Here is a 24,027-nt window from a genome sequence, read left to right as displayed (position 1 = left end):
CCTCCAAAAATTAGAATATACTCTATTTTATCGTAAAATAGCTTTTCACACAAAATTTAGTGTAATGGTTTTAACTTGAAATATTGACCAACTTTGATTATTATAGAAAGTGTATTAGCACTCACAATGATTAAGTGCTAAAAATTTTAGTATTTTAAGGAGGAACAATCAATGTTAAAGCCATTAGGTAACCGAGTAATTATTCAAAAAACAGAACAAGAGCAAACAACTAAAAGTGGTATCGTTTTAACTGATAGCGCTAAAGAGAAATCAAATGAAGGTACGATAATTGCAGTAGGTGCAGGACGTATTTTAAAAGATGGTTCTCGAGTTGCTCCTGAAGTGAATGAAGGCGACAATGTTGTTTTCCAACAATTTGCTGGAACTGAAGTTAAGCGTGGAGACGACACATACTTAATCGTTAGCGAAGACGATATATTAGCAGTAATAGAAGAATAATCAAAATTAAAACTAAAAAATATACAAATAATACGAACATCATGGAGGTAAAGTAATATGGCGAAAGATTTAAAATTTTCCGAAGACGCACGTCAATCTATGTTGAGAGGTGTAGATAAATTAGCTAACGCCGTGAAAGTTACAATTGGACCAAAAGGGCGTAATGTTGTATTAGATAAAGAATATACATCACCATTAATCACAAATGACGGTGTTACGATTGCAAAAGAAATTGAATTAGAAGATCCATATGAAAATATGGGAGCGAAATTAGTACAAGAAGTTGCCAACAAAACGAATGAAATCGCAGGTGACGGAACAACTACAGCTACAGTATTAGCTCAAGCAATGATACAAGAAGGTTTGAAAAACGTAACAAGTGGTGCAAATCCTGTAGGTTTACGTCAAGGTATCGATAAAGCTGTAGACGTAGCTATTGACGCATTACAAGAAATTTCTCAAAACGTTGATAATAAAAATGAAATTGCGCAAGTTGGATCTATTTCAGCAACTGATGAAGAAATTGGTAAATATATTTCAGAAGCTATGGAAAAAGTAGGTAACGACGGTGTAATTACAATTGAAGAATCAAGTGGTTTTAATACTGAACTTGAAGTCGTTGAAGGTATGCAATTTGATCGTGGTTACCAATCTCCATATATGGTAACTGATTCAGATAAAATGGTTGCAGAACTTGAAAAACCATACATTTTAATTACAGATAAAAAGATTTCATCTTTCCAAGATATTCTGCCATTATTAGAACAAGTTGTTCAATCTAACAGACCTATCCTAATCGTAGCAGATGATGTAGAAGGTGACGCATTAACAAATATCGTATTAAACCGTATGCGCGGTACATTTACTGCAGTTGCAGTTAAAGCACCTGGATTCGGAGATCGTCGTAAAGCGATGCTAGAAGATTTAGCTATCTTAACAGGCGCACAAGTGATTACTGATGACTTAGGCTTAGATTTAAAAGATGCAACAATTGACATGTTAGGTACTTCAAGCAAAGCAGAAATCACTAAAGATAATACAACAGTGGTTGATGGTAATGGAGACCAAAATAATATTGATGCACGTGTAAGCCAAATTAAATCTCAAATTGAAGAGACGGACTCTGAATTTGATAAAGAGAAATTACAAGAACGCTTAGCTAAATTAGCCGGAGGCGTAGCTGTAATTAAAGTTGGTGCTCGCAAGTGAAACAGAATTAAAAGAACGTAAATTACGTATTGAAGATGCTTTGAACTCTACTAGAGCCGCTGTTGAAGAAGGTATTGTAGCCGGTGGTGGTACAGCATTCATGAATATTTATGACAAAGTTTCTAAAATTGAAGCTGAAGGCGATATTGCAACAGGCATCAATATTGTGTTAAAAGCATTAGAATCTCCAGTTCGTCAAATTGCAGAAAACGCTGGGTTAGAAGGTTCGATTATTGTTGAAAGACTTAAAAATGCTGATGTAGGTATTGGTTTCAATGCCGCTACAAATGAATGGGTGAATATGCTGGATGCTCGGTATCGTAGATCCAACTAAAGTTACACGTTCAGCTTTACAACATGCGGCAAGTGTAGCGACTATGTTCTTAACAACTGAAGCGGTTGTTGCGCATATCCCTGAAGAAAGCAGTAATGATGCACAAGCGGTATGGGCGGCATGCCAGGTATGATGTAATAGATTATAAACTTTAAAATTAAAGTTTATAAAAGAGCGTATTTAAATAATATTTATAAGACGTCTTTCGTTAAGTTACTTAACTTAGTGGAAGGCGTCTTTTTTATGATGAATGATCTATAGTTTGATATACATATCTATAGAGACTATATTGTAACCAAGGAGGAATTTATTATGTTAAAAGATATCAATGAAATTGTTGTCCCAGATAGTAAAATAATCCAAGAAGCACAAGAAGTAGTCCATGAATATGGTAATAAGTTAATATGGAACCATTCGAATAGAGTATATTTATTTGGCGAAGTTAAAGGCATGCAAGATCATTTGAAATATGATAAAGAACTTTTATATATGTGTTCGCTCTTTCATGATTTAGGATTAACAAACCAATATAGTAGTGATGATCTGAGATTTGAAGTAGACGGCGCAAATGCAGTTCGCCAATTTTTAGATACACACAATTATAATGACCAAGATTTACAACTTGCTTGGGATTCAATAGCATTACATACGACGATAGGTGTGGCTGAGCATAAAGAGAATAATGTTGCATTATTATATCATGGTGTTGGTATGGATGTTATGAGTGACAATTGGGACCAGTATTCAGATGAAATTAGAAAAGCAATCGTAAATAAATTTCCTCGTGGTAATTTTAAAAAAGATGTATTAACAGCTTTTTATGAAGGCTTTAAACATAAACCTGAAACAACGTTTGGCAATATTAAATCTGATGTTGTGAAATATTTTGAGCCTGAATATCCTCAAAATAATTTTTGCTCTTGTGTCCTACGTTCAAAGTGGGATGATTAAAAGCACACGATACGTTAGTAATATTTAATCATTAAATCCTAAAGTATAAAAAATTGAATTTGAAAGCAATCTATAGCATTATTTAACATGTATAATTAAAAAAGTTATGGATATAAATGGATTAAGTGAGTAAAAACAACTTATTGAGGGTAGAGAAAGTAAGCATAAATATTATTCGCTACTTATAATTATTATTTATGTGAAGCTTTTTTAAGAAAGGGAGATTAACTATGACAAAAAAATCAGTGTACGATGTGATTGATACAGGTATTAATTATTTAATATCAGACTATGACAAATGGAACATTGAAAGTATATTAGATAATGAAAGTGAACTCTTCCCTAATACGTTACATTGGCAATATGGTCATGTGTTAACTATTTTTGAATCTGCATTATCTTTAAGTGAGCAAAATGAAGTAGATATTCAAAAATATACACGCTTATTTGGTTATGGATCTAATCCAGCTGATTGGGGCGACGAAGAAATCCCAAGTGTGGATGAAATTATCAAAAATTTAAAAACGTTGCCTGAGCGTGCAAAAAAATTAACAGACCAACAATTAGAAGTTGAATTAACTGAAACAATTGCTGGTTGTAGTACGTTAGATGAGTTGTTAATTTTAAATGCAATTCATGTACCACTACATGCTGGTAAAATTGAAGAAATGGCACGTGTATTGAAACAGCAACGTTAATATAAATAAAAAGGATGAAATCACCATTACATGTGATTTCATCCTTTTTATTATTTAATTTAATTTTTTAGGTCTTCAATTGCTTTAGCGATAGAATCAAATACATATGGAATGTCATCTTTTTCTACACAACTGAAAGCAATACGAATGTCTGTTGCATTAAGGGCAATGATGCCAATAGAGTATTTAGTAATTAAGTGTTGGCGTAACTGTTCTGGGTCCACATCTTTAACTTGTAATGCCATAAAATAGCCTGAGTTAAAATCATAAGCCTGCCAGTATGATGCGTATTTTTCATCATATACAACAGATTTCGTTACTTCATATCTAGCTTGTAACGTGTCGATATTGTGTTGAATTTCCTTATCAAAAGTTTCGTGATTTTCGAGCACGTATTTAACTGCACTTTGCGAAGGTAATGGACCACTTGAAATGTTGCTTCGAATTAATCCTTTGATTTTAGCTTCTAATACTTGTTTTGTTGTATCGTTTCCGACACCGAAACTGATGAAACCTACACGTAATCCCCATGCGAAAAATTCTTTTGTTGCGCCATCTAAACGAATTGGTAATAAGTTGTCTAAATGTAAATTTGTTAATGCTGTGAATAATGACTGTGTATAAACATCTTCATAAAAGAGTCCGTAGTATGCATCATCAACTAAAGCAATGACGTTTGTGCCACGTTCTGCTAATGATTTTATTGCAGAGACAATAGTATGAACTTCATCTTTTGTTGGTGTATAACCAGTTGGGTTATTTGGATAATTTAATATTAAGATGATTTTGTCTTTATTATAATTTTCTAGCGTATTAACTAAATTTTCTGTTGTAAAATGTCCAGCTTCGTCAAAAATATCATAGGTTTCAATTTCAGCACTATGTCTTGTACTATAAACGAGTTTATAGTTGCCCCAATTATGGGTTGGAAGTAAGAGTGTATCACCACTATCGACGAACATGTCACCGACTAATGATAAGCCATGTGTTAAAGCATTCGTAAGGATAGGTCTTGTCATGTCTTTTGCATCTAAATCTGGATTTTCTTTTAATGTTTTTTGTTGCCATAAATCACGAAGAGATTCTAAACCTTGTGGCGGGGCATAAGGAAAGATTTCATCGGGTTCTAAATGAGCGAAGATATCATTTAAAGTATTTGCGTACATCTTGCTATCTTTATATGTTGCCATTCCTATCGTGGCATTATATTGTGTGGATTTTGCTTCCGCGGATTGGGATAATATACCTTTCGGGTAATACATTAATTTTCCTAGGTCGGAAAGCATGTCTGCAACTTCTGGATTTGATTTAGATAATTGTTCGTTTAAATCTAAAGCTAAAGGATTCATAGTTGGTCAACCTCTCTTTACTTTTTCAATGATAACCTTATATTATCTTGAAATAGCTTAAAATTAAAGTCTTGTGACTGTTTTAGACAGAAAATTTCAAAATTTAACTATTTATACGAACATACGTTCTGTTTTATGTTAGAATACGGATAGGCCATCAAAAATCCTACATGGCACTTTTTTCTGTGGGAGGTGTAGTATGATAGCGTGGTGGCAAGAAATGATTGCAACTTTATTAACAGGTAGCTTACTTGTTGTATTCCGTGTTTGGTTAGAGAATAAATGGAAAGACAAATAGGTGGCCTTACACAAAAAACCCCCAAGCCTGATGACGCAGACTTGGGGTTGTGTAGTATAATCCGTGGATACAATTACAATTTTATCATCATAGGTAATAGACTGCAAACAATATATTTAAATATAAATCATAAAAAACAGATACATAAGTATCAAGAATTTTTTTGAAATAAATTGCTTTTAGAAATTAATGCCAAAGTTTGGTACAATGATATTGTTTGAGGTGAAGAGAGTGAAACATTTAACCAAAATATTTGTCATAATGGCAATGATATTACTCGTTGTAGGCTATTATTTACAGGCCATAGGTCATGAAGATTCTGGTGTTAAATTATTAATTGCCGCAATTATGTTTATGATTTGCGCTTTTATTGATCGTAATAATAAGCGTAAGAAAAAAGATAAACAAAATAAGTAACATTGTTAAAACAAGCTATAAGTGAGATGAAGCGATATGCAAAATCTTAGTTATAGCTTTTTTATGTTAACTCGTCCCTTTTAATGAGTAATTATATGGGTGTTTGAATAAATTTATACTTTACAAGTGTGTATACATTGTATATAGTGTGTATATACAGTTGTAAGGGAGGACGTCCATGAAAATACTTTTGAAAAATAGTGGTGAACAGCCAATCTATGAACAGATTAAGCAACAAATCAAAGAAAATATTTTAAAAGGATACGTTGCTCCTGGTGAACACTTACCTTCGATGAGGGAATTAGCACATGATTTGAGCGTTAGCGTTATAACTACAAAGCGCGCATATGAAGATTTAGAAAAAGATGGTTTTGTCTTTACTATTAGAGGTAAGGGTACATATGTGAAAGAGCAAGATAGTTCAATTTTAAAAGAAAAACAGTTCATGGTGATTGAAACAATGGCTAAATCAATAAGCAAAGAAGCAAAAACTATAGGCATGCCACTTTCAGAATTACAAGAAATCTTAGAAATGATTTTTGAGGAGGACGATGAATGAACGCAATCGAATTAAATGCTGTAAATTATCAGTATAAAGAATTCAAGTTAAATGATATTAGTTTTCGTGTTCCTCAAGGATTTATAACTGGATTTATTGGTGCAAATGGTGTGGGTAAAACGACCATTATTAGAATGATTATGGATTTAATTGAGCCTGATGGCGGAGATGTTTTAATCTTTAACCAAAAAATGAAAGCACGCCCTGAAGCTATTAAAAATAAAATTGGTTTCGTTTATTCCGAATTGTACCTCAATGATAAATGGAATATCCAAAAAATTGAACAGTATGTTTCACCATTTTATAGTACATGGGACCATCAGTTATTTACATATTATCTTGAAAAATTTGATTTACCTTATAAGCGGAAGATCAAAACATTCTCAACTGGTATGAAGATGAAGTTGTCTATTGCTATTGCTTTTAGCCATCATGCTGAATTATTTATTTTAGATGAGCCAACATCAGGGTTAGATCCAATCGTTCGAAACGAAGTTTTGGATGTAATTCAAAAAGAACTCATTGATGAAAAGAAAACAGTATTTATTTCCACTCATATCATTTCTGATTTAGAAAAAATCGCTGATTACTTAGTGTATTTAAAAGATGGTGAAATTGTACTGAATCAATTTTTGGATGACATTTTGAATAGATTCAAAGTAGTTAAAGGTGACATGCAGCAATTGGATGAAGAATTAATTCAATTAACACACTATATAGAAGAAAACAAAACTGGATATATCGCACTTACAGAACATGCTAATATATTTAATGAAATTTTTGGAAACAAGGTTGCAATAACTAAGCCAACGATTGAAGATTTAATGGTTTACCTTGAAAAAGGAACCCAGAAGACTGAACAAAAAAATTATGAGACTTAACAACTGGGGGCATTAGATGAAAAATTTACTTATTAGAAATTTAAAATTACGTAAATGGACAATCGTAATATATGCAATCTTATTATTGTTTTCCCCACTGCAATTAATCATAATACCTAATAGTATTTTTACTAATGCGTTATATTCTGCAGTTGCGATGATATTACTTTTTGTTTCTATACTAGATTCTGGACATGTTTTTCGTTTTAATAGTAAGCTTGGGCACAGAATGGCTTATGACTTTTTTGGAAGTTTACCAGTTTCTAAAAAGTCATTATTGAATGCTAATTATTTAACAGTTATTATTTTTACATTAGTTGGGGCGACAATATTATCTTTATATACAATGCCGAATTCTCATGTATCAACAAGTAATATTGATTTTAATATTTCAATGCCATTCTCATACATTGCAGTAAATTTCTTTGCAGTACCTATAGCTTTCAAAAAATATACAGAACAAAAATCTGATTACATTTCTTATATCATTTATTTACTTACGATGGTTATTTTAATACCTGTCATAATCGTGCTACTTGTAGTTGGAATATGTACATTATTTAATTATAGTCTGGGTATATTAAATTATTTTGAAACTATTTTTAACTATGGATTTTTAACTTTAAGTATTTTTTGCTTTGTAGCTAGCTACATCATTCAATATAAAAAATTAATTTAATAATAAAAGGAGGCGCATTTATGGAATTAAAAGATATAACAAAAACGTATGGCAATAACAATGTTTTAGATCATATTAATTTTGATTTTGGACAAAGCCAAATTGTAGGTTTAATTGGTAAAAATGGTGTCGGTAAAACAACATTAATGAAAGTCATGAACGGAAATATTATCAAATACAAAGGGGAGGTAAAGATAGGTAATAAAGACAATATCGGTTACCTTATTGAACATCCTAAATTGTATGATAATAAATCAGGTTTATATAATTTGAAATTATTTGCCAATGTATTAGGTAAGGGGTTTGATAAAAAATATGCAAATCAAATCATTGATGCCTTTGGTATGAGACCTTATGTGAAGAAAAAAGTTAAAAAGTATTCAATGGGAATGAAACAAAAGCTAGCCATTGCTCGTTTCATTAATGAACAAACCCAAGTACCTTATTTTAGATGAGCCAACAAATGGTATGGACCCTGACGGATCAATTGATGTATTGAAAACAATTCAATCACTTGTGCAAGAACTGGATATGAAAATTTTGATTTCTAGTCATAAACTTGAGGATATTGAATTAATTTGCGATAGAGCAGTATTTTTACGTGATGGTAATTTTGTTCAAGATGTTGATATGAAAGAAGGGGCACCAACGGATTCTACAGTTTTAATCATAGAACAAAATAATTTCAATAATGCTTTAGAATATTTAAATGAAAATTTCGATGTGATTCAATCTAAGAGAGAAAATGGAGAAATCATTATTAAAGCACAATCAAGTTATCAAAAAGTACTTAAAGGTTTATCCAATATCGATATTTTCCCTGAATTTATTGAAACACGCAAGAGTTCTTTACGTGATACTTACTTCAATATTAATCAGAAAGGTGGCCAATAATGAATAGTTTACAACTCGTGAAATATGACATTTATAGCATTATTAGAAGCCCATTAACGTATTTAGCATTACTCTTAACAATACTTCCGTTAATTGGATTTACAGTTTTATTTGTTCAAGCAATCTGATAAAATAGACGGCAATATGCTACTTTCTATTGGTAGTTGGTTCTTTTCTATCATGGGCTTACTATTTGTAATCAAGACAATCACCCGTGATATTTCACAAGGTACAATTCAATTATATATGAATAAAACATCAAGTCGTGTGGGTTATGTTATCGCAAAAGTGATTTCAATTATACTAATCGCCATAATTATTACAGCAATACTTGTTGGTTTTGTATTAATCGTAGAACAAATTGTTGATGGTAAAAATATAGAAGTTGATAAAATCTTTGAATTACTTTGGTTCTTCATTCTATTCCATTTATTCTTTGGATTATTATTATATTTATTTTCATTAGTTGTACCAAAAACAGCATTAATCTTTACTCTAGGTATATTCTTAATATTACTTGTTCCTTTTGCGGAACCATTTATACCTATGATTCCTAAATTTGGTGACAATATTCAAGATGCCTTGAAATATATTCCATTTAGTTACTTAACTTCTAAAACGACAACTGGTGATTACACATTCTCTAATTGGCAGTGGTTTATTACTTCAAGATCGATTGTAGTATTATTCGTAGTTAATATATTCTATGTATCTAAAAAAGATATTTAAAATAAAGATAACCGAAGATTGAGTCATAAAAAAGAGACGTATGAATTAACGGTTATAACACCTTAATTCATACGTCTTTTATTAATTTATAATTAGTTTATCTAAAATTGAATCATAAACATATTTCCACATTTGTGAGTCTGTTTTAAAGCGATTAGAAATAATTGCATATGATTCAGACGATTTATCTTCAAATGTAGGATCATCTTTTGCGGGAAGTTTGGAACGCGTTTCCTCTACAAAATGTTGAACTTGTCTTGCACGAGGCCCCCAAACTGTTTGCTGTTCAAAATCATCATTTAAAAATACAAATATAGGTATAGATCTCGCAGTACCATTTGTTAAGTATTGATCGATTAAGTCAGTGTTTTCATCACGATGAAAGACACGAGCTTCTATATTTAATCTTTCACTAATATGTTTAAGAATAGGCACGTTCATCATAGCATCTCCACACCAATCTTCAGTGATAACTAGAACTTTGCTATAGTTTGATGCTTTAATTTTTTCAAGACGACTATCATCCTCTGGTGCTGAGAATGAATGATATATTGATAGTAAATTCTCTTTGTTTTCAGTCATAGCTTCAATATATTGATCAAGCGGTTGACTGTTTTTGAAATAAGTTTCTAAACTTGTCATAATAGTTCCCCCTTTAATTGATTAGATATTATTATATCAATATTTTAATATGAAAGAAAATTATTAATACATATAAAAGTAATATGTTTTAAGATTTCTTCAGGGATGAAAGTGACAAATACCTATGCTATATTTAATAAGTAAAGTAGAGCGTGGTGACAACATTGAAAATACATAGACTACATAAGCGTTTTATATTTTTTGCGTGTATAACAATAGCTACTGTGACAGTATTATTAGTTAATTATATAAAGCAAGAACACTCGACCGATTTATCAAAACTATCCATTGATCGTGTCAAAATAGGGTCTGAAATTAATATTAGTGAATACGTTGAAAAAGATGAAGTCATTTTAAAAAGACATCGTCTTTATTCAAAAAGAGAGCATCCTAATTTAATCTTCAAAGTGAATAAAAAGGATTCTCAACTTAAAGGTATAACCTTAACTGGCGATACTAGAGTGCAAACTAATTTTAATGGAACGATCAATAATAATGTTGGAGAAGTTACACAGACACTAGGAACACATTATAAACAAAAAAAGTTGCGCAAAGGCTTTAATGCTATAATATATAAAGATAAGAAAAATCAAATAAAGTTATTTATTATTTATAAACATGATAAAATAAAGAAAATTGAAATACACAAGATATAAAAATTAAAAATGACATTCCTATAGGGCATGTCATTTTTGATTTTACATATACGTTTTGCTTCGAAACTTAAGTTTGAATGGCGGTAGATATTTTGGATAAAATCACTTTTTTAAATGAATTAGAGCAAGAATTAGATAAATTACCAAGAAGTGAACGCGATAAAGTGATGTATGAATATGAGGAATATTTTTTTGATCAAGAAAGTGAAGGGAAAAATGAATATCAAATCATTGGAGCGCTTGAATCTCCTAAAAAGATAGGCAAAGAGCTTATGGCGAGAAATGCGATTGTGTCTGCGGAGTTTCGTCCTAATATAAATACAATCGTGAGAGCAATTATGGCATCTCTGGGTATGGGAATATTATCATTAATCATTATTTTAATCCCTATGATATTTGTTGGCATTTTCATGTTTGTACTATTACTTGTTGCATTATTTTTCGCACTTAGTCCGCTATTATTGATTATCAACGGCATAATTAATGATAATTTTAGTTTTGCTATAAGTAACTATTTATTTGCCATTTCGTATACAGGATTAGGTCTTTTATTATTTGTCATTATTGCAAAATTTGCTCAATTTGTTTATCGAGTGATTTTAAAATACTTACGTTGGAATATTAAAACAATTAAAGGAAGTGCAGTCGAATGAAGAAGTTATTTTTTAGCGGCTTAACATTATTTATCGTGTGCTTTCTTTTAGCTTGTGTCGCTTGGTTTGGATTTGAAAAACAAAACAACCAACTCAATTCTGTGAATAAAGAAGTTAATGATAAAGATATAGAAAATTTAAACCTAGATAGCCAAAATAGTAAGGTTCAGGTTAAGCAAGGTGACAAATTTTCAGTGACCTATAAAGGGAAAAAGAATATTGATATTACGAATAAAAACAAGACACTACATGTTCATGAGACTGATAATACAGAAGATCATTATGGATTGAATTTTAATCCGTTTAGACAGTTTGATGATGAGATGGTAGTGACTGTGCCAGATAAAAAACTAAATCATTTAGATGTATCTAGTAAGACGAATATTATAAATATTGATAGTATCAATGCAAAAGATGCACATATTTCAATGAAGGCTACTGGCGGAGCACGTGTGTTTTTAAGTGATGTAGTGTTAGACAAACTGTATTATAGAGGTGTGAGTTCACCGCTTGATATAAAGCATAGCCAAATTACTAATGCGAATATTAAAACGAAACAGGCGAGTATAACGAGTAAAAAATCATTGATTGAAAAGTCGGTGCTGTTAGCTGACCACGGCAAAATTGATTTGAGTCGAATGGATATTGCATCACATTTTAGAGCCTCTACACAATATGGTGATATTTTCATGTCATATGATGATGACCCTCAAGATACATTGCTAAAATTGAATCCATCTGATGGGACTTCTAAAGTTATCAACAACAATTTTAAAGATAATAAAGTAGGGGCAGGAAAGCATATTTTAGAGTTCTATACGGATCATGGGGACATTTATATAAATTAACTCTATGTTGACATGAATAGAGAAAGCCAGGAAGTACATTTAATTAAGTACTTTCTGGCTCTTTTTATAATATAAATGATTTAAAATGACAAATATTAATAAGTGGCAAAGGTTAAATCAGTGTCAAGATGCCCGTTAATTGAAGTAATATCTAATGATTCGCCATCGAGCCATTTGCCAAAGTCTATTATGGTAGGGGCTTTATTTTCACCTAAAGTGATATGTGCTGTTAATGATTGAGGTTCATACATACTTGTATGAATTGTCCCAGACCAACTTTTAAATAATTTACTATAAATTTCATATTCCGGATTATTGAATAAATTAAATGCGCTCATTTTATCTAGTGATGCGGGTTCTTTTTTAAGGAGTCGATTTAATCGTTCTTTAGATTCTTTTGTGAAATTTCTATTTTCATGTGTTAATAATTTGAAATGATTCGTACAAGTACGATCGTAACGAACATCAACGGAGCGAGGAGAAACTTCGATAATCGCATGATTCAAATGTTTGTCCATGACAATGTAACTAAATGAGCTTCTATGGGGAAGTTCTTTTAGTAATTGTATGGCCTCAGGTACATCTTTACAATATTGTAATATAAGCCTGCCGACCATATAGCAGACGAAACCATCACCTGGGTGCTTTCTGTGCATGAAGTTGTAGCCCATGGATAGACCAGATTCATTCATACCATCCATTCTCCCTGTTACACGTGATGTAGGGCCTATTTGCGCTAATCCGCCATCAGTAGGTTGGAACAATAAGTAACGACCATCATAAGTTGCAGGGTGATAATCATAATTTCGCACCATATAGTCCTGACCTAAAAAGACCGTACAGCCACTGTTTTTCAATGGTGTGAATCGATAGTGTGCAAAGTTAAGAATCATTTGGCGGGTAGGCAGATTAAGTACTTCTTGCATGCCTCTAATTTCTTCCCAAATTTGCGGGGCGTACGTTTGGAAAATGTCATATGTTTCTTTGATATGGATATCAAAGCGGGGCATACGTTTTTTCCATTCTTTCTCTCTGTTTTTGAGTAAGGGGGTTTGTTGCATCCACTGTGCTGTTTGTACACCTAAATCAAAGTGTGAACCTCGATGTGTTAAGATGTCTGATTTTACTGATTGCATAGTTTAAAACTCCTATTTATGTGTGTAATCTTACAAAAATGTAACTTCATTGTAACGCTTTGTTAATTGCATTACGTATGACCAGTAGTTATGCTTGAGTTAACATCAAGGGACGATCAGATAGACAAATTCAATGAGGTGATTATTATGTCAAATTATTATGATGCTTTCAAAGATGCAGTCTCCACTTGGTGGGGTCAATAAGATGAGAATAACTAACATTGAATTGGCTAATATTTAACGATATTAGCCCTTTTTTTACTTATAATAATAATAAATATAACATCTATCTTTATTCTGATGAGAAGAAAATGTTAAAATAAATAAGACATATTGACTAAAATTTATTGATTTTGCATTACTCCAATAATATCATAAATCCATTTTTTAATATTTAGATTAAAGAAATGAAAAGTGGGTATATATTTATTGATGCTTTCAAGTATGCTATCATTATTGATAGATATGTTAATAATTTATTGAGGTGAATCAGAATGTGTAATTTTATTAAAGGTTTATTTAAATTTGTATTAGGTACAATTCTTACTGTGTCATTAGCAACAGGTGTTGGTGCAGTAGTTTTCGCTTATATCTTTAAAAAAGACTTCGAAGATATTGAAAGTAAAACAAAAGAAATTGTTTCAGATATTGAAACGAATAATTAAGTTATTAATAGAACACTTTAGAGTGTTCCCATACTGTCGACAAAGCCTTTAGGCTTTCGTTGGCAGTATTTTTTTAGCCACCGTTCAACGAAGTTGTTACGGTGGCTTATGCAGTCGAGAAGACTGCGAACAATAAATCCGTTCAACGAAGTTGTTACGGTGGCTTATGCAGTCGAGAAGACTGCGAACTGTAAACTTGCGCCGCAAGTATAGAAAAGCGGTTAACTATTGTCTTGAGTTATTCTAGTTATATCAAATAATGAAAGTTGAATTGTTTCATGTGTATAGATTGGATAACCTTCTAAAAACATATGAGTCATATCTATATTTTTAATTTTTATATGAGCCGTTTCCAACCAACCTCGCTTGATAATATTCAATATAAATATAGGAATCTGTATGTAACGCTTGATGAAGCTGTAAATTTAATTCATTTAATTGATCGTCGGATAATATAGGACGGTCAATTTTATTTTGATCTACTAAATATTGTTGAATTGTTTCGAATTGTTCTGGCAAAGTAGCAAATGGCGCCCATTTAACCATGCCACGACCTTGCGGGATATTGGCATTAAGAAATTCTCTTGGTATATTTCTATAGTCATTTTCATTTTGGTATTTTTCCGGAATCATAAAATCACCTCAACATAATAATAGAACATACGTTCGTGTAATTGCAAGAAGTTTTTCCTTATTTTAAATTAATAAAGCATGAAAAATTTAATTGTACTTTGATAGAAAGTGGTAATAATCATTATATTGTCATTTAGTATAGATATTTATTAAAATGAAACTATAACAATATGGAGGGGTTTACATGACGACAACAGGTTATATTGGTACGTATACAAAAAAAGAGGGCAAAGGCGTTTATCGTTTTGAATTAGATGAACAAACTGGAAGCGTAACAGAAGTTGAAACAGGATATGAATTAGAAGCATCAACTTATGTAAATCAACATAATTCATTTTTATATGCTGTAACACGTGAAGGAGATAATTGCGGTGTTGCAAGTCTTAAAATAGAAGAAGATGGTAAACTCAGTTTAATTAATAAATGCCTCGCATCTACAAAGGGTAGCGGCTGTTATGTAGATGTGTCACCAGACGGAAAGTTTGTTTTTGAGTCTGTTTATGGTGCTCGGATTAGCGCGCTTATATGAAGCGAATCCTGAAACAGGTGAAATCATACGTTTGATTCAAGAGTTAGAGCACAATTATCCAACTGGACCACATGAAAGACAAGATCAGCCACATGTGCATTTTATCAGTACAACACCAGATGAAAAATATGTAGTTGCAATCGATTTAGGTACAGATAAAATAGTAACATACGAATTTAATGATCATGGTTTTAGTGAACATGCGGTGAGTGATTTTGAACCAGGGGACGGACCAAGACATATTACTTTTCATGAAAATGGGAAGTTTGCTTATGTTGTCCATGAGTTATCAAATGTCGTAAGTACAGTAAAATATGAGGATGGAAAATTCACCGAAATCCAACGACATTCAACAATTCCAGAAAATTTTGAAGGTGATACAAAATTAGCAGCAGTAAGACAGTCACACGATCAAAAATTCTTATACATCACGAATAGAGGCCACGATAGTATTGCTATTTTTAAAGTAAGCGATGATGGTTCAACGATTTCATTTGTTGATATTGTATCAAGTGGTGGTGAATTCCCACGTGATTTCAACATTACTGACTCAGACGATTTCTTAGTTTGTGCACACCAAGAAGGTGACTATACATTGACGGTTTTCAAACGTGATAAAATTACGGGAGAATTAGAAAAAGTTGATCATCATGAATCAGCACCAGAGGGCGTTTGTGTACAATTTTTAAAATAAAGACAACTGAAAAAATTAAAAAATCACCTAGTATGGATAATACATTGCCATACTAGGTGATTTTCTATTTGTTGAAAAATGTTTTGATGTATTTAAATTTCCCTTTGTATGGTGGGAATATGAGACTTGATTCAAGCCTTGTAGATTTAAATACATAAGATTTATCGTGACTAAACGTGTCAAAACTATATTTACCATGATATTGTCCAATACCCGATGCCCCGACACCACCAAAAGGTAAGTTTGGATTTGCGAGGTGCATCAACGTATCATTAATCGCACCGCCACCAAATGAAATTTCATGAAGTACACGTTCTGTTGCATTTTCATCTTCGCTAAATAAATATAAGCTGAGTGGTTTAGGTTTAGTACGTATTAAATCAATCGCTTCATCAAAATCATCATACGGAATGATTGGTAAAATAGGGCCGAAAATCTCATCTTCCATTATTTTAGCATCGAAAGTAATACCATCTAAAATGGTTGGAGCGATGTATTTATCGTCTGCATCAGATTGACCACCAAATGCAATTTCTGTTTTATGAACATTTAATAAATGGTCTAAACGATCGAAATGTTTTTGATTAATGATACGACCGAAATCTGGGCTATCTTGTATAGATTTACCATAAAATTCAGTGATTGTATTTTTGAGTGCCGCGATGAGTTGGCTTTTGACTTTTCGGTTAACTAAAATATAGTCTGGCGACACACAAGTTTGACCAGCGTTCGTAAATTTCCCGAAACAAATGCGTTCACTCGCTACTTTGATATTTGCTGACTCATCTACAATCGCAGGAGATTTACCTCCTAATTCTAAAGTAACGGGTGTTAAGTTTTCGCTAGCCGCACGATAGACAATACGCCCTACTTTTTCGCTGCCAGTGAAAAAGACATAATCAAAAGGTAAATGTATAAGTGATTGTGTAGTCTCTGCGTCGCCTTGGCATACACTAATATATTCAGTGTTGAATACATCTTCAATAATTTGTTGTACTATATCTGCAACGTGTGGTGTAAATTCTGACGGTTTAAGTATAGCTGTATTTCCGGCCGCTATTGCGCCAATTAATGGTTCAATAAGTAATTGGAAAGGATAATTAAAAGGTCCGATAATTAAGACAGTACCATAAGGCTCTTTCATGATATAACTTTTAGTAGGGAATAAGTAAAGGGGCGTGTTCACTTGTTTTCTTTTCGCCCAATTTTTAAGCTCTTTGCGTGCTGACTTAATGCTTTTTAAAGTGAATCCAATCTCGGTTGCATAAGCTTCCACTTTGTTTTTTCCTAAATCTTGTTGAAGTGCGTCGAGTAATTCATTTTCATGATTTTTAATACTTTTACCCAACAGTTTGAGTTGTTTTTTTCTAAACTTAAGATCTTTGGTTTCGTGAGTATTAAAATATTGTTTACTATTATGGAAAGTTTGCTCTATTGAATTCAAATGATATTCCTCCTAGTATGAGATGTCGCTATGCTTATGGAAATGGATAAAAAACTGGAACATATTTACTATGTTCCAGAATACTGAGTGGTTAGGTGTTTAGTTTCTTTGTCCACTCAGTGTTTATCATATATATTAAACGACTTCGTTTAAAGCTTCTGTAATTTGTGGTACAACTTGTTTTTTACGTGAAACTACACCAGGTAAGAATGCAGTATTGTTTTCAAGTTCAACATTGAAAGCTTTACCTACTTTGTCTGTTTCAGGTCCCACTACTAAAATCTTAGAATCACTATTAATGATGTCAGTCACGACTAATACAAATAAATCATATTTTTCATTTGCACTTGTTTCTAACATAGCTTGTGTTAATTCTTCTTGACGTGCAAAGACTTCATCAATATCCACAGTATTAACTTGTCCGATATGAGTTGAATAATCTCCCATGTTGAAAGATTTTGCATCCATAGATAAGATATCTGAAATTGATTTGTCTGTTGTAGAAGCACCTGCTTTTAACATATCTAAACCGTAAGATTCTAAGTCAACATTGGCGATCGCTTTCAATGCTTCTGCAGCTTGTACATCTTCTTCAGTACATGTAGGTGATTTGAATAATAAACTATCTGAGATAATTGCAGAAATCATCAAGCCAGCAATTTCAGGTTTAATTTCAAAGCCGCGTTCTTTATACATTTTGTATAAAATTGTTGCTGTACAGCCAACTGGTTCAGCACGGTAATATAAAGGCGCCGCAGTTTCAAAATTTGAAATTCTGTGGTGATCTACGACATGTTGAATTGTAGCGTCAGCAATTGAATCTGCGCTTTGTTGGAATTCATTATGGTCAACTAAAATAACATTTTGATCAGCTAGATTATCGTTAAGTAATTCTGGCGCTTCTACTTTGAAATGATCTAAAGCAAATTGCGTCTCAGGGCCTATTTCGCCTAAACGGTAAGACGCAGCCTCCGAATTACCTGTTTGTTGTTCAAAATCTGCCATGATGATGGCAGATGCAATAGCATCTGTATCTGGATTTTTATGTCCGAAAATATAAGTTTTTGCCATATCTAAATTCTCCTTATTTATATAGTTAATGTTATTTTATCATGAGTTTGCATAGTTATTCTACTTCAGCACCTAAGGAATTTTTAAAATGATCTAAAGCCCAATCATGGCCCGTTGGATTAAATGAAGCAACGCCTTTATGTGAAATACTAATGGAATAACCTAAATTATAGGCAGTAATCGCTGTATGTAATACACAAATGTCGGTACATACACCAACAATTTCTAAATGTGTTACATTTCTTTCTCGTAGCAAAATATCTAACGAAGTACCACAAAAAGCATCATAACGTGTTTTATCTAAAAAATGTATGTGATCATTAAATAATATATTTTGATAGATATCATTTACTTTACCGTAAAGTTCTCTCCCAGATGTTCCTAGAATATTGTGAGGAGGGAAGAGCTTATTCTCAGGATGATAACTATTTTCTTCAAAATGTAAATCCATCATAAAGAAAATGTTCTGTTGTTTTTTATTATATGCTTCAATTCTTTCCACAATATAATGTTCAATTTGTTGGCCTGGAATGCCACAAGTCATTTTTCCATTATCTGCAACAAAATCATTTGAATAATCCACTACAATAAGTGCACTTTTTTTCATAATTTGCGAACACTCCTAATATTAAAGATAATAAGTATTATATACTAAGTAGATAAATCAATAAAGCTACAACAAGCGCGTTTGAAAATACTCAATTAAGTTTATTATAAAGTATTGAGAAAGAGAGGGATTGTCCTATGATGATTAATGCAAAGCAATTTGGATTAAAAGGTGAAAGTAAAAGCGCAGATACACGAGCAATGCAACGTGCATTGAATTATGCAAAAAAACATCCTTCGACAACGATATATGTACCTAAAGGTGAATTTCATATACGCAAGTCATTGGTTATTTATGAGTCTACAACATTGTTGCTAGATGAAGGCGCAGTCCTTAAAAGATGTGGGAAAGATGCATTACTCAAAAATGGTAGAAGGTTTAAACCTTATCATGGTTATAACGGCAATAGCCATATTTATATTGCAGGAGGAACATTTGATATGAACGGCTATGCTTTCCCATATAATAATACAGCAATGTGTATGGGACATGCCCAAGATATTCAAATCGTCGATGTGACCTTTAAAGACATTATAGGTGGCCATGGGCTGGATGCATGTGGAGTTAATGGATTATATATAAATAATTGTAAATTTTTAGGATTCAATGATAGTGATGGGACAAGAACGTTTTCAGAAGCAATTCAGTTAGATATTCAAGTACCAGGTGCTTTTCCTAAATTTGGGACGACAGACGGAACGATTACAAAAAATGTAATAATAGAAAATTGTTATTTTGGCAATTCAAATACGCCTACGATGCAGTCATGGAACAGGGCGATTGGTTCTCATGCAAGTCGTTATAATCAATTTTATCAAAATATTCATATTCGTTTTAATACATTTGAAGAGATAAAGCAATATGCACTAACACCTTTAAAATATAAAGATACGTATATTCATCATAATATTTTTAAAAACTGTGCTTGGTGGTGTTCGTTTTTTAGCAGTTAAAGATGGTAAAAATGCAAAAGATTTAAAAGGGAAACAAAGATCAACTCAAGCTGGGAGTAATTTAAATATTTATCAAAATAAATTTGTTGGAGCGATGGAGAAATATGCAGTTCGGATTCAAAGTTATAATAATATAAAACATAAAAATATACTTATTGCTCAAAATGAATTTGATGAATGGCCGCCCAAAATGTATTTGAAGGACACTAAGAATTTATTTTTATCTTATGATGATAAAATTTAAAATATTGTTAAGTTTAATTAAACATGATTACAATGCTACGTTGACACCATAAAGACTTTATATGTAAGCGGTTTAGCATTGATATTTCATTAGGATTATATTATGTTATAAACTAAGAAATGTTATGAATATTCAGAAAAGTAACTTTAGAGGGGGACGAATATGAACGATTTGAAAAAAGGGGATATGAGAAGGTCACATTATTTAATGTTTTTTTCTAACAAGAAAGAAAAGAAGTCTTATAACAGTGGACAATTAATAGGTTTAATATTGGGGCCACTATTATTTGTTTTAACATTACTATTTTTACAGCCTGAAGGTTTATCAACTAAAGGTATATTTGTTTTAGCAACAACACTTTGGATTGCAACGTGGTGGATTACTGAAGCCATTCCGATTGCGGCAACGAGTTTATTACCATTAATACTGATGCCAATTGGACATGTTTTAAGTCCAGAAGAAGTTTCAGCGCAATATGGTAATGATATTATCTTCTTATTCCTTGGGGGATTCATTTTAGCTATTGCCATGGAAAGATGGAATTTACATACCCGGGTTGCTCTAACAATTATCAATACATTAGGGACAAGTACAGGAAAGATTTTGCTAGGATTCATGATTGCGACTGGTTTTTTATCCATGTTTGTATCGAACACTGCCGCTGTTATGATTATGATTCCGATTGGTCTAGCAATTATTAAAGAAGCCAATGAATTAAAAAGTAAAGATACTAAAGATTCAAGTATTACTAAGTTTGAACAATCTTTAGTATTAGCAATTGGTTATGCTTGGTACAGTCGGTGGTCTTGGAACCTTAATTGGGACGCCGCCTTTAATTATATTAAAGGGACAATATCAATCTGCATTTGGTGAAGAAATTAGTTTTGCTAAATGGATGATTATTGGTGTGCCAACAGTTATTGTCTTATTGTTCATAATTTGGGCATACATAAGATATATAGCTTTTAGACATGATATGAAAGAATTACCAGGTGGAAAAGCGTTAATTAAAAGGAAACTAAACGAATTAGGTAAGATGAAATATGAAGAAAAAGTAGTTTTAATTGTGTTCATGCTTGCCAGTTTCTTATGGATAAGTAGAGAATTTTTATTGAAAAATTGGACATACACCTCAGAAATAGCAGATGGGACCATAGCCATGTTTATCGCAGTCTTACTATTTTTAATTCCTGCGAAGAACAAAGCACAACATAAACGTATTATAGATTGGGACGTGGCTAAAGATTTACCGTGGGGCGTACTGATACTCTTCGGTGGAGGGCTTGCGTTAGCGAAAGGGATAGCATCAAGTGGATTAGCAGTATGGCTTGGCGATCAGTTGAAATTGATAGAAGGTGTGAGTCCTTTAATTATTGTAATAGTCATTACCGTATTTGTACTATTCTTAACTGAAATCACATCAAATACTGCAACTGCAACGATGATTTTACCAATTCTTGCAACGTTATCTGTTGCTGTAAATGTTCATCCATTATTACTAATGGTGCCTGCAGCTATGGCGGCAAACTGTGCATACATGCTTCCAGTAGGTACGCCACCGAATGCAATTGTATTTGGTACAGGACGTATTAGTATTAAAAAGATGGCATCTGTCGGCTTTTGGGCCAACATAATAAGCATTGTAGTTATTGTACTCGTTGTTTACTTCCTAGTACCACCAGTATTAGGTATAGATGTAACCAAACCATTGCCACTTAAATAATTATATAGATAAATAAAACCCTCCATTTCTAAATAATGAATGGAGGGTTTTTGGTTTGTCTAATGGATTTACGTAAAAATAAAATTAACTTAATTTATTGAATGAACCAATAATTGAAACTTGGAAGTCTAATGTGTTTAAAATTTTAATAACTTTGGCCAAATCTTCATTGATTGGTGTGTCCGCTTGCACAAAAAAGTGATACATTCCAAGTTGTGTTTTTAAAGGTCTAGATTCAATCCAAGACAAGTTAATATTAAATAAAACAAAAGTATTTAATATGCTTGCTAATAAACCAGGCTTGTCAAATTGAGGCGTGATGAGTAATAATGTATCGCTCGCATCTTCTACATCCTCGATACTACTCGGTTGGTTACTCACGACTAAAAAGCGCGTTACATTATGTGGAAAGTCTTGTATGTTTTCCGCAATAGGTGAATAGCCGTATGCTTCGCCACTACCTAAAGGTGCAATGGCACCAACGTGATTAGTTATTTTTTCCAAACTTTTAATCGTACTGTCTACATAGTCATACGTGAAGCCTTGCTTTTGTATGTACTGGCTCGTTTGACTAATCGCAGTGCGCAATAGAATAAACTTTTGAGATATCATTTACTGTAGCATCTTGAGAACCATACAACGCGAATTGAATGTCTAAATGAAGTTCACCTTGCGCAAAAATATTTTGTTGCGTTAATGCATCTGCGACAATATTAATCGTCCCTTCAATTGAATTCTCAATTGGTACTACGGCGATACTGTTATCATCGTTAGAAACAGCTTGTACAACTTCGTACAGGTTAGATTTGGCTTCAAAATCCATTTCAGATTCTGATTTATATTGTTTTGTTGCTAAGTATGAAAATGTCCCTTTTGGGCCTAAATAATAAAGTTTCATGTGACGTTACCCCTTGTTCATATGTGTAAGGATAGAGTTTTAATGGAATGGACAACCCTTAGATGTTGATTGCTTATAAAAGAAATTAGGCTCTCGAATTTCATTCTTATAACCATGATGATAATTTGACACCAATGTTGGAGATAACGAAGGTGCTAACCATGACCATTTACCAGTAACATCTCTTCCTTCTTTTGTTTCCTTCTTTTCAAATCGTTCGAACTGTTTAGAAGCAGTCAAATGATCAACAATAGAGACGCCTTCATTTTTAAAGGAATGATATACTGCATCATTCAATTCAACAAGTGCACGATCTTTATTGAAAGAATTATTCTTAAGTGTATCAAATTCAAATGCATCTGCAACACTTTCTAGCAAATTATAACGATAGCTATCTGTAAAATTACGAACAGCAATCTCATTTACCATATACCAACCGTTGAATGGTGCTGTGGGATATGTAACGCCGCCAATTTTCAAATCCATACTTGATATGATAGGAACGGCATACCATTTTAAACCGAGTTGTTTTAACTTTGGATAGCGGTCATGGGCTATAGGAACTTCTTTTATTAATTCCGGGTTATAAACATGATACTTTAAATTACCTTCAGGCATTTTATAAATTAAAGGTAAGACATCAAAGTGAGTATGTTCTCCTTTCCATCCAAGATGTTCAGCAAGTTGCGTTATACTTCGTTCGGCAGGGTCACCTTGATCTGAATAACCGGCATATCTGATGAGTTGATTATTATAAATTTGGGGTGGCTGATGCTGTGAAAAGATAGTGATATAAGGTTTGATTTTCCCATTATTTGTTGCAGTTGTTATGTGATTTTCAATTGTAGCTATAAATTCATCTTCAGTTTGAATATCTCTTGCGTCTGCTACAGTTAATGAATTCCAGAAAAATCGACCAATACAACGATTCGAATTCCTCCAGGCCAATTTAGCACCATAAGTAAGTTCTTCAACTGTATGTTCATACGTGCCATTTGTTTGAATAGCAATTTCAATTTCTTTAATTCTATCTAATGTAGCATGTTCATCGTAACTTAATTCTTTATGCATTGTTTTAATAAATGATTTAGCTTCATTTAACATATAAACACCTCACTTAGTATTATAAGTGATTACAGTTAATTTTTAATTATAAAAATATAAATGTCACTAC

Annotated in this window: 19 protein-coding genes and 8 pseudogenes; 18 read left to right on the top strand and 9 right to left on the bottom strand. The window is 32.3% G+C overall.

Features of this window, described 5'->3' with window-relative positions:
* The first annotated feature begins 171 nt into the window (after positions 1-171).
* The 4 genes and pseudogenes from groES (at position 172) to ABLV95_RS07550 (ending at position 3,651) form a co-directional block, all read left to right on the top strand.
* Positions 172-459, top strand: coding sequence for a co-chaperone GroES (gene groES, locus ABLV95_RS07565; protein WP_002507147.1), 288 nt, complete (start codon positions 172-174; stop codon positions 457-459).
* A gap of 57 nt (positions 460-516) precedes the next feature.
* A pseudogene (gene groL / locus ABLV95_RS07560) lies at positions 517-2,140 on the top strand (chaperonin GroEL).
* 174 nt (positions 2,141-2,314) lie between these two features.
* Complete coding sequence (locus tag ABLV95_RS07555; RefSeq protein ID WP_427706918.1) at positions 2,315-2,953, top strand: HD domain-containing protein; 639 nt, start codon at positions 2,315-2,317, stop codon at positions 2,951-2,953.
* Positions 2,954-3,183: 230 nt separating this feature from the next.
* A complete protein-coding gene (locus ABLV95_RS07550; protein ID WP_069815043.1) occupies positions 3,184-3,651 on the top strand; it encodes a bacillithiol transferase BstA in 468 nt (155 codons plus the stop codon).
* Positions 3,652-3,710: 59 nt separating this feature from the next.
* Here the strand turns inward: ABLV95_RS07550 and ABLV95_RS07545 are convergent, their stop codons facing one another.
* Entirely contained in the window at positions 3,711-5,000 is a 1,290-nt protein-coding gene (locus ABLV95_RS07545) for an aminotransferase class I/II-fold pyridoxal phosphate-dependent enzyme (protein WP_427706920.1), read from the bottom strand.
* 202 nt (positions 5,001-5,202) lie between these two features.
* Between ABLV95_RS07545 and ABLV95_RS07540 the strand changes: the two genes are divergently transcribed.
* The 7 genes and pseudogenes from ABLV95_RS07540 to pmtD all read left to right on the top strand — a co-directional run bounded on the left by ABLV95_RS07540 (position 5,203) and on the right by pmtD (position 9,457).
* Positions 5,203-5,298: a Trp-rich small protein gene (locus tag ABLV95_RS07540; protein WP_230622036.1), complete on the top strand. Its 96-nt coding sequence runs from the start codon at positions 5,203-5,205 to the stop codon at positions 5,296-5,298.
* A gap of 231 nt (positions 5,299-5,529) precedes the next feature.
* Positions 5,530-5,715 (top strand): SE1626 family protein, encoded by a 186-nt coding sequence (locus ABLV95_RS07535; RefSeq protein ID WP_046466282.1) that lies wholly within the window; start codon positions 5,530-5,532, stop codon positions 5,713-5,715.
* 178 nt (positions 5,716-5,893) lie between these two features.
* The gene (gene pmtR / locus ABLV95_RS07530) at positions 5,894-6,274 is read left to right on the top strand and encodes a PSM export ABC transporter transcriptional regulator PmtR (RefSeq protein ID WP_002507153.1); all 381 of its coding nucleotides are present in this window, start codon (positions 5,894-5,896) and stop codon (positions 6,272-6,274) included.
* Positions 6,271-7,155, top strand: a complete 885-nt coding sequence (gene pmtA, locus ABLV95_RS07525; protein ID WP_046466281.1) for a phenol-soluble modulin export ABC transporter ATP-binding protein PmtA — start codon at positions 6,271-6,273, stop codon at positions 7,153-7,155. The genes pmtR and pmtA overlap by 4 nt, the downstream gene beginning before the upstream one ends.
* Before the next feature lie 16 nt (positions 7,156-7,171).
* Positions 7,172-7,834 carry a phenol-soluble modulin export ABC transporter permease subunit PmtB gene (gene pmtB, locus ABLV95_RS07520; protein WP_460872783.1) on the top strand — a complete coding sequence of 221 codons (663 nt, stop codon included), beginning with the start codon at positions 7,172-7,174 and terminating at the stop codon, positions 7,832-7,834.
* A gap of 20 nt (positions 7,835-7,854) precedes the next feature.
* Positions 7,855-8,728: pseudogene (gene pmtC, locus ABLV95_RS07515) on the top strand (phenol-soluble modulin export ABC transporter ATP-binding protein PmtC).
* A pseudogene (gene pmtD, locus ABLV95_RS07510) lies at positions 8,728-9,457 on the top strand (phenol-soluble modulin export ABC transporter permease subunit PmtD). The pseudogenes pmtC and pmtD overlap by 1 nt, the downstream one beginning before the upstream one ends.
* Before the next feature lie 81 nt (positions 9,458-9,538).
* On the opposite strand, the gene ABLV95_RS07505 reads toward pmtD, so the two are convergent.
* Complete coding sequence (locus tag ABLV95_RS07505; RefSeq protein ID WP_046466277.1) at positions 9,539-10,099, bottom strand: thioredoxin family protein; 561 nt, start codon at positions 10,097-10,099, stop codon at positions 9,539-9,541.
* A gap of 164 nt (positions 10,100-10,263) precedes the next feature.
* On the opposite strand from ABLV95_RS07505, the gene ABLV95_RS07500 reads away from it, so the two are divergent.
* The 3 genes from ABLV95_RS07500 to ABLV95_RS07490 all read left to right on the top strand — a co-directional run bounded on the left by ABLV95_RS07500 (position 10,264) and on the right by ABLV95_RS07490 (position 12,256).
* Positions 10,264-10,755 carry a hypothetical protein gene (locus ABLV95_RS07500; RefSeq protein ID WP_427706922.1) on the top strand — a complete coding sequence of 164 codons (492 nt, stop codon included), beginning with the start codon at positions 10,264-10,266 and terminating at the stop codon, positions 10,753-10,755.
* 92 nt (positions 10,756-10,847) lie between these two features.
* Complete coding sequence (locus tag ABLV95_RS07495) at positions 10,848-11,408, top strand: HAAS signaling domain-containing protein (RefSeq protein ID WP_046466275.1); 561 nt, start codon at positions 10,848-10,850, stop codon at positions 11,406-11,408.
* Positions 11,405-12,256, top strand: a complete 852-nt coding sequence (locus ABLV95_RS07490; protein ID WP_046466274.1) for a DUF4097 family beta strand repeat-containing protein — start codon at positions 11,405-11,407, stop codon at positions 12,254-12,256. The genes ABLV95_RS07495 and ABLV95_RS07490 overlap by 4 nt, the downstream gene beginning before the upstream one ends.
* 95 nt (positions 12,257-12,351) lie before the next feature.
* On the opposite strand, the gene ABLV95_RS07485 is transcribed toward ABLV95_RS07490, so the two are convergent.
* Complete coding sequence (locus tag ABLV95_RS07485) at positions 12,352-13,392, bottom strand: C45 family autoproteolytic acyltransferase/hydolase (RefSeq protein ID WP_427706924.1); 1,041 nt, start codon at positions 13,390-13,392, stop codon at positions 12,352-12,354.
* A gap of 494 nt (positions 13,393-13,886) precedes the next feature.
* On the opposite strand from ABLV95_RS07485, the gene ABLV95_RS07480 reads away from it, so the two are divergent.
* Positions 13,887-14,057 carry a hypothetical protein gene (locus ABLV95_RS07480; RefSeq protein WP_460875263.1) on the top strand — a complete coding sequence of 57 codons (171 nt, stop codon included), beginning with the start codon at positions 13,887-13,889 and terminating at the stop codon, positions 14,055-14,057.
* 401 nt (positions 14,058-14,458) lie between these two features.
* Here ABLV95_RS07480 and ABLV95_RS07475 read toward each other — a convergent pair.
* Positions 14,459-14,690 (bottom strand): annotated as a pseudogene (locus tag ABLV95_RS07475) (YolD-like family protein); the annotation flags it as partial.
* A 184-nt stretch (positions 14,691-14,874) separates the two neighbouring features.
* Here ABLV95_RS07475 and ABLV95_RS07470 point away from each other — a divergent pair.
* Positions 14,875-15,913 (top strand): annotated as a pseudogene (locus tag ABLV95_RS07470) (lactonase family protein).
* A 64-nt stretch (positions 15,914-15,977) separates the two neighbouring features.
* Here ABLV95_RS07470 and ABLV95_RS07465 read toward each other — a convergent pair.
* From ABLV95_RS07465 to ABLV95_RS07455, 3 genes are all read right to left on the bottom strand, one after another.
* Positions 15,978-17,357, bottom strand: a complete 1,380-nt coding sequence (locus ABLV95_RS07465; protein WP_427706928.1) for an aldehyde dehydrogenase — start codon at positions 17,355-17,357, stop codon at positions 15,978-15,980.
* 135 nt (positions 17,358-17,492) lie between these two features.
* Positions 17,493-18,428 carry a manganese-dependent inorganic pyrophosphatase gene (locus ABLV95_RS07460; RefSeq protein WP_427706930.1) on the bottom strand — a complete coding sequence of 312 codons (936 nt, stop codon included), beginning with the start codon at positions 18,426-18,428 and terminating at the stop codon, positions 17,493-17,495.
* 55 nt (positions 18,429-18,483) lie between these two features.
* Complete coding sequence (locus tag ABLV95_RS07455; RefSeq protein WP_046466268.1) at positions 18,484-19,035, bottom strand: cysteine hydrolase family protein; 552 nt, start codon at positions 19,033-19,035, stop codon at positions 18,484-18,486.
* 137 nt (positions 19,036-19,172) lie between these two features.
* On the opposite strand from ABLV95_RS07455, the pseudogene ABLV95_RS07450 reads away from it, so the two are divergent.
* Positions 19,173-20,232: pseudogene (locus ABLV95_RS07450) on the top strand (glycosyl hydrolase family 28-related protein).
* A gap of 162 nt (positions 20,233-20,394) precedes the next feature.
* Positions 20,395-21,955: pseudogene (locus tag ABLV95_RS07445) on the top strand (SLC13 family permease).
* A gap of 84 nt (positions 21,956-22,039) precedes the next feature.
* On the opposite strand, the pseudogene ABLV95_RS07440 reads toward ABLV95_RS07445, so the two are convergent.
* Together ABLV95_RS07440 and ABLV95_RS07435 are read right to left on the bottom strand one after the other, a co-directional pair.
* A pseudogene (locus ABLV95_RS07440) lies at positions 22,040-22,853 on the bottom strand (prephenate dehydratase).
* A 39-nt stretch (positions 22,854-22,892) separates the two neighbouring features.
* Complete coding sequence (locus tag ABLV95_RS07435) at positions 22,893-23,957, bottom strand: nitric oxide synthase oxygenase (RefSeq protein WP_427706936.1); 1,065 nt, start codon at positions 23,955-23,957, stop codon at positions 22,893-22,895.
* Positions 23,958-24,027: the final 70 nt, after the last annotated feature.

Origin of the sequence: Staphylococcus sp. Mo2-1, assembly GCF_046721385.1 — a bacterium.
In the GTDB taxonomy this organism is placed as follows: domain Bacteria; phylum Bacillota; class Bacilli; order Staphylococcales; family Staphylococcaceae; genus Staphylococcus; species Staphylococcus equorum_A.
Note: the sequence above shows the minus strand (reverse complement) of the source record. Positions and strands in the feature narration are given on the sequence as shown.

Coding starts and splice junctions, on each gene's coding strand:
- groES (WP_002507147.1), top strand. CDS start 172: ATGTTAAAGCCATTAGGTAACCGAGTAATTATTCAAAAAACAGAACAA.
- ABLV95_RS07555 (WP_427706918.1), top strand. CDS start 2,315: ATGTTAAAAGATATCAATGAAATTGTTGTCCCAGATAGTAAAATAATC.
- ABLV95_RS07550 (WP_069815043.1), top strand. CDS start 3,184: ATGACAAAAAAATCAGTGTACGATGTGATTGATACAGGTATTAATTAT.
- ABLV95_RS07545 (WP_427706920.1), bottom strand. CDS start 5,000: ATGAATCCTTTAGCTTTAGATTTAAACGAACAATTATCTAAATCAAAT.
- pmtR (WP_002507153.1), top strand. CDS start 5,894: ATGAAAATACTTTTGAAAAATAGTGGTGAACAGCCAATCTATGAACAG.
- pmtA (WP_046466281.1), top strand. CDS start 6,271: ATGAACGCAATCGAATTAAATGCTGTAAATTATCAGTATAAAGAATTC.
- pmtB (WP_460872783.1), top strand. CDS start 7,172: ATGAAAAATTTACTTATTAGAAATTTAAAATTACGTAAATGGACAATC.
- ABLV95_RS07505 (WP_046466277.1), bottom strand. CDS start 10,099: ATGACAAGTTTAGAAACTTATTTCAAAAACAGTCAACCGCTTGATCAA.
- ABLV95_RS07490 (WP_046466274.1), top strand. CDS start 11,405: ATGAAGAAGTTATTTTTTAGCGGCTTAACATTATTTATCGTGTGCTTT.
- ABLV95_RS07485 (WP_427706924.1), bottom strand. CDS start 13,392: ATGCAATCAGTAAAATCAGACATCTTAACACATCGAGGTTCACACTTT.
- ABLV95_RS07480 (WP_460875263.1), top strand. CDS start 13,887: ATGTGTAATTTTATTAAAGGTTTATTTAAATTTGTATTAGGTACAATT.
- ABLV95_RS07460 (WP_427706930.1), bottom strand. CDS start 18,428: ATGGCAAAAACTTATATTTTCGGACATAAAAATCCAGATACAGATGCT.
- ABLV95_RS07455 (WP_046466268.1), bottom strand. CDS start 19,035: ATGAAAAAAAGTGCACTTATTGTAGTGGATTATTCAAATGATTTTGTT.
- ABLV95_RS07435 (WP_427706936.1), bottom strand. CDS start 23,957: ATGTTAAATGAAGCTAAATCATTTATTAAAACAATGCATAAAGAATTA.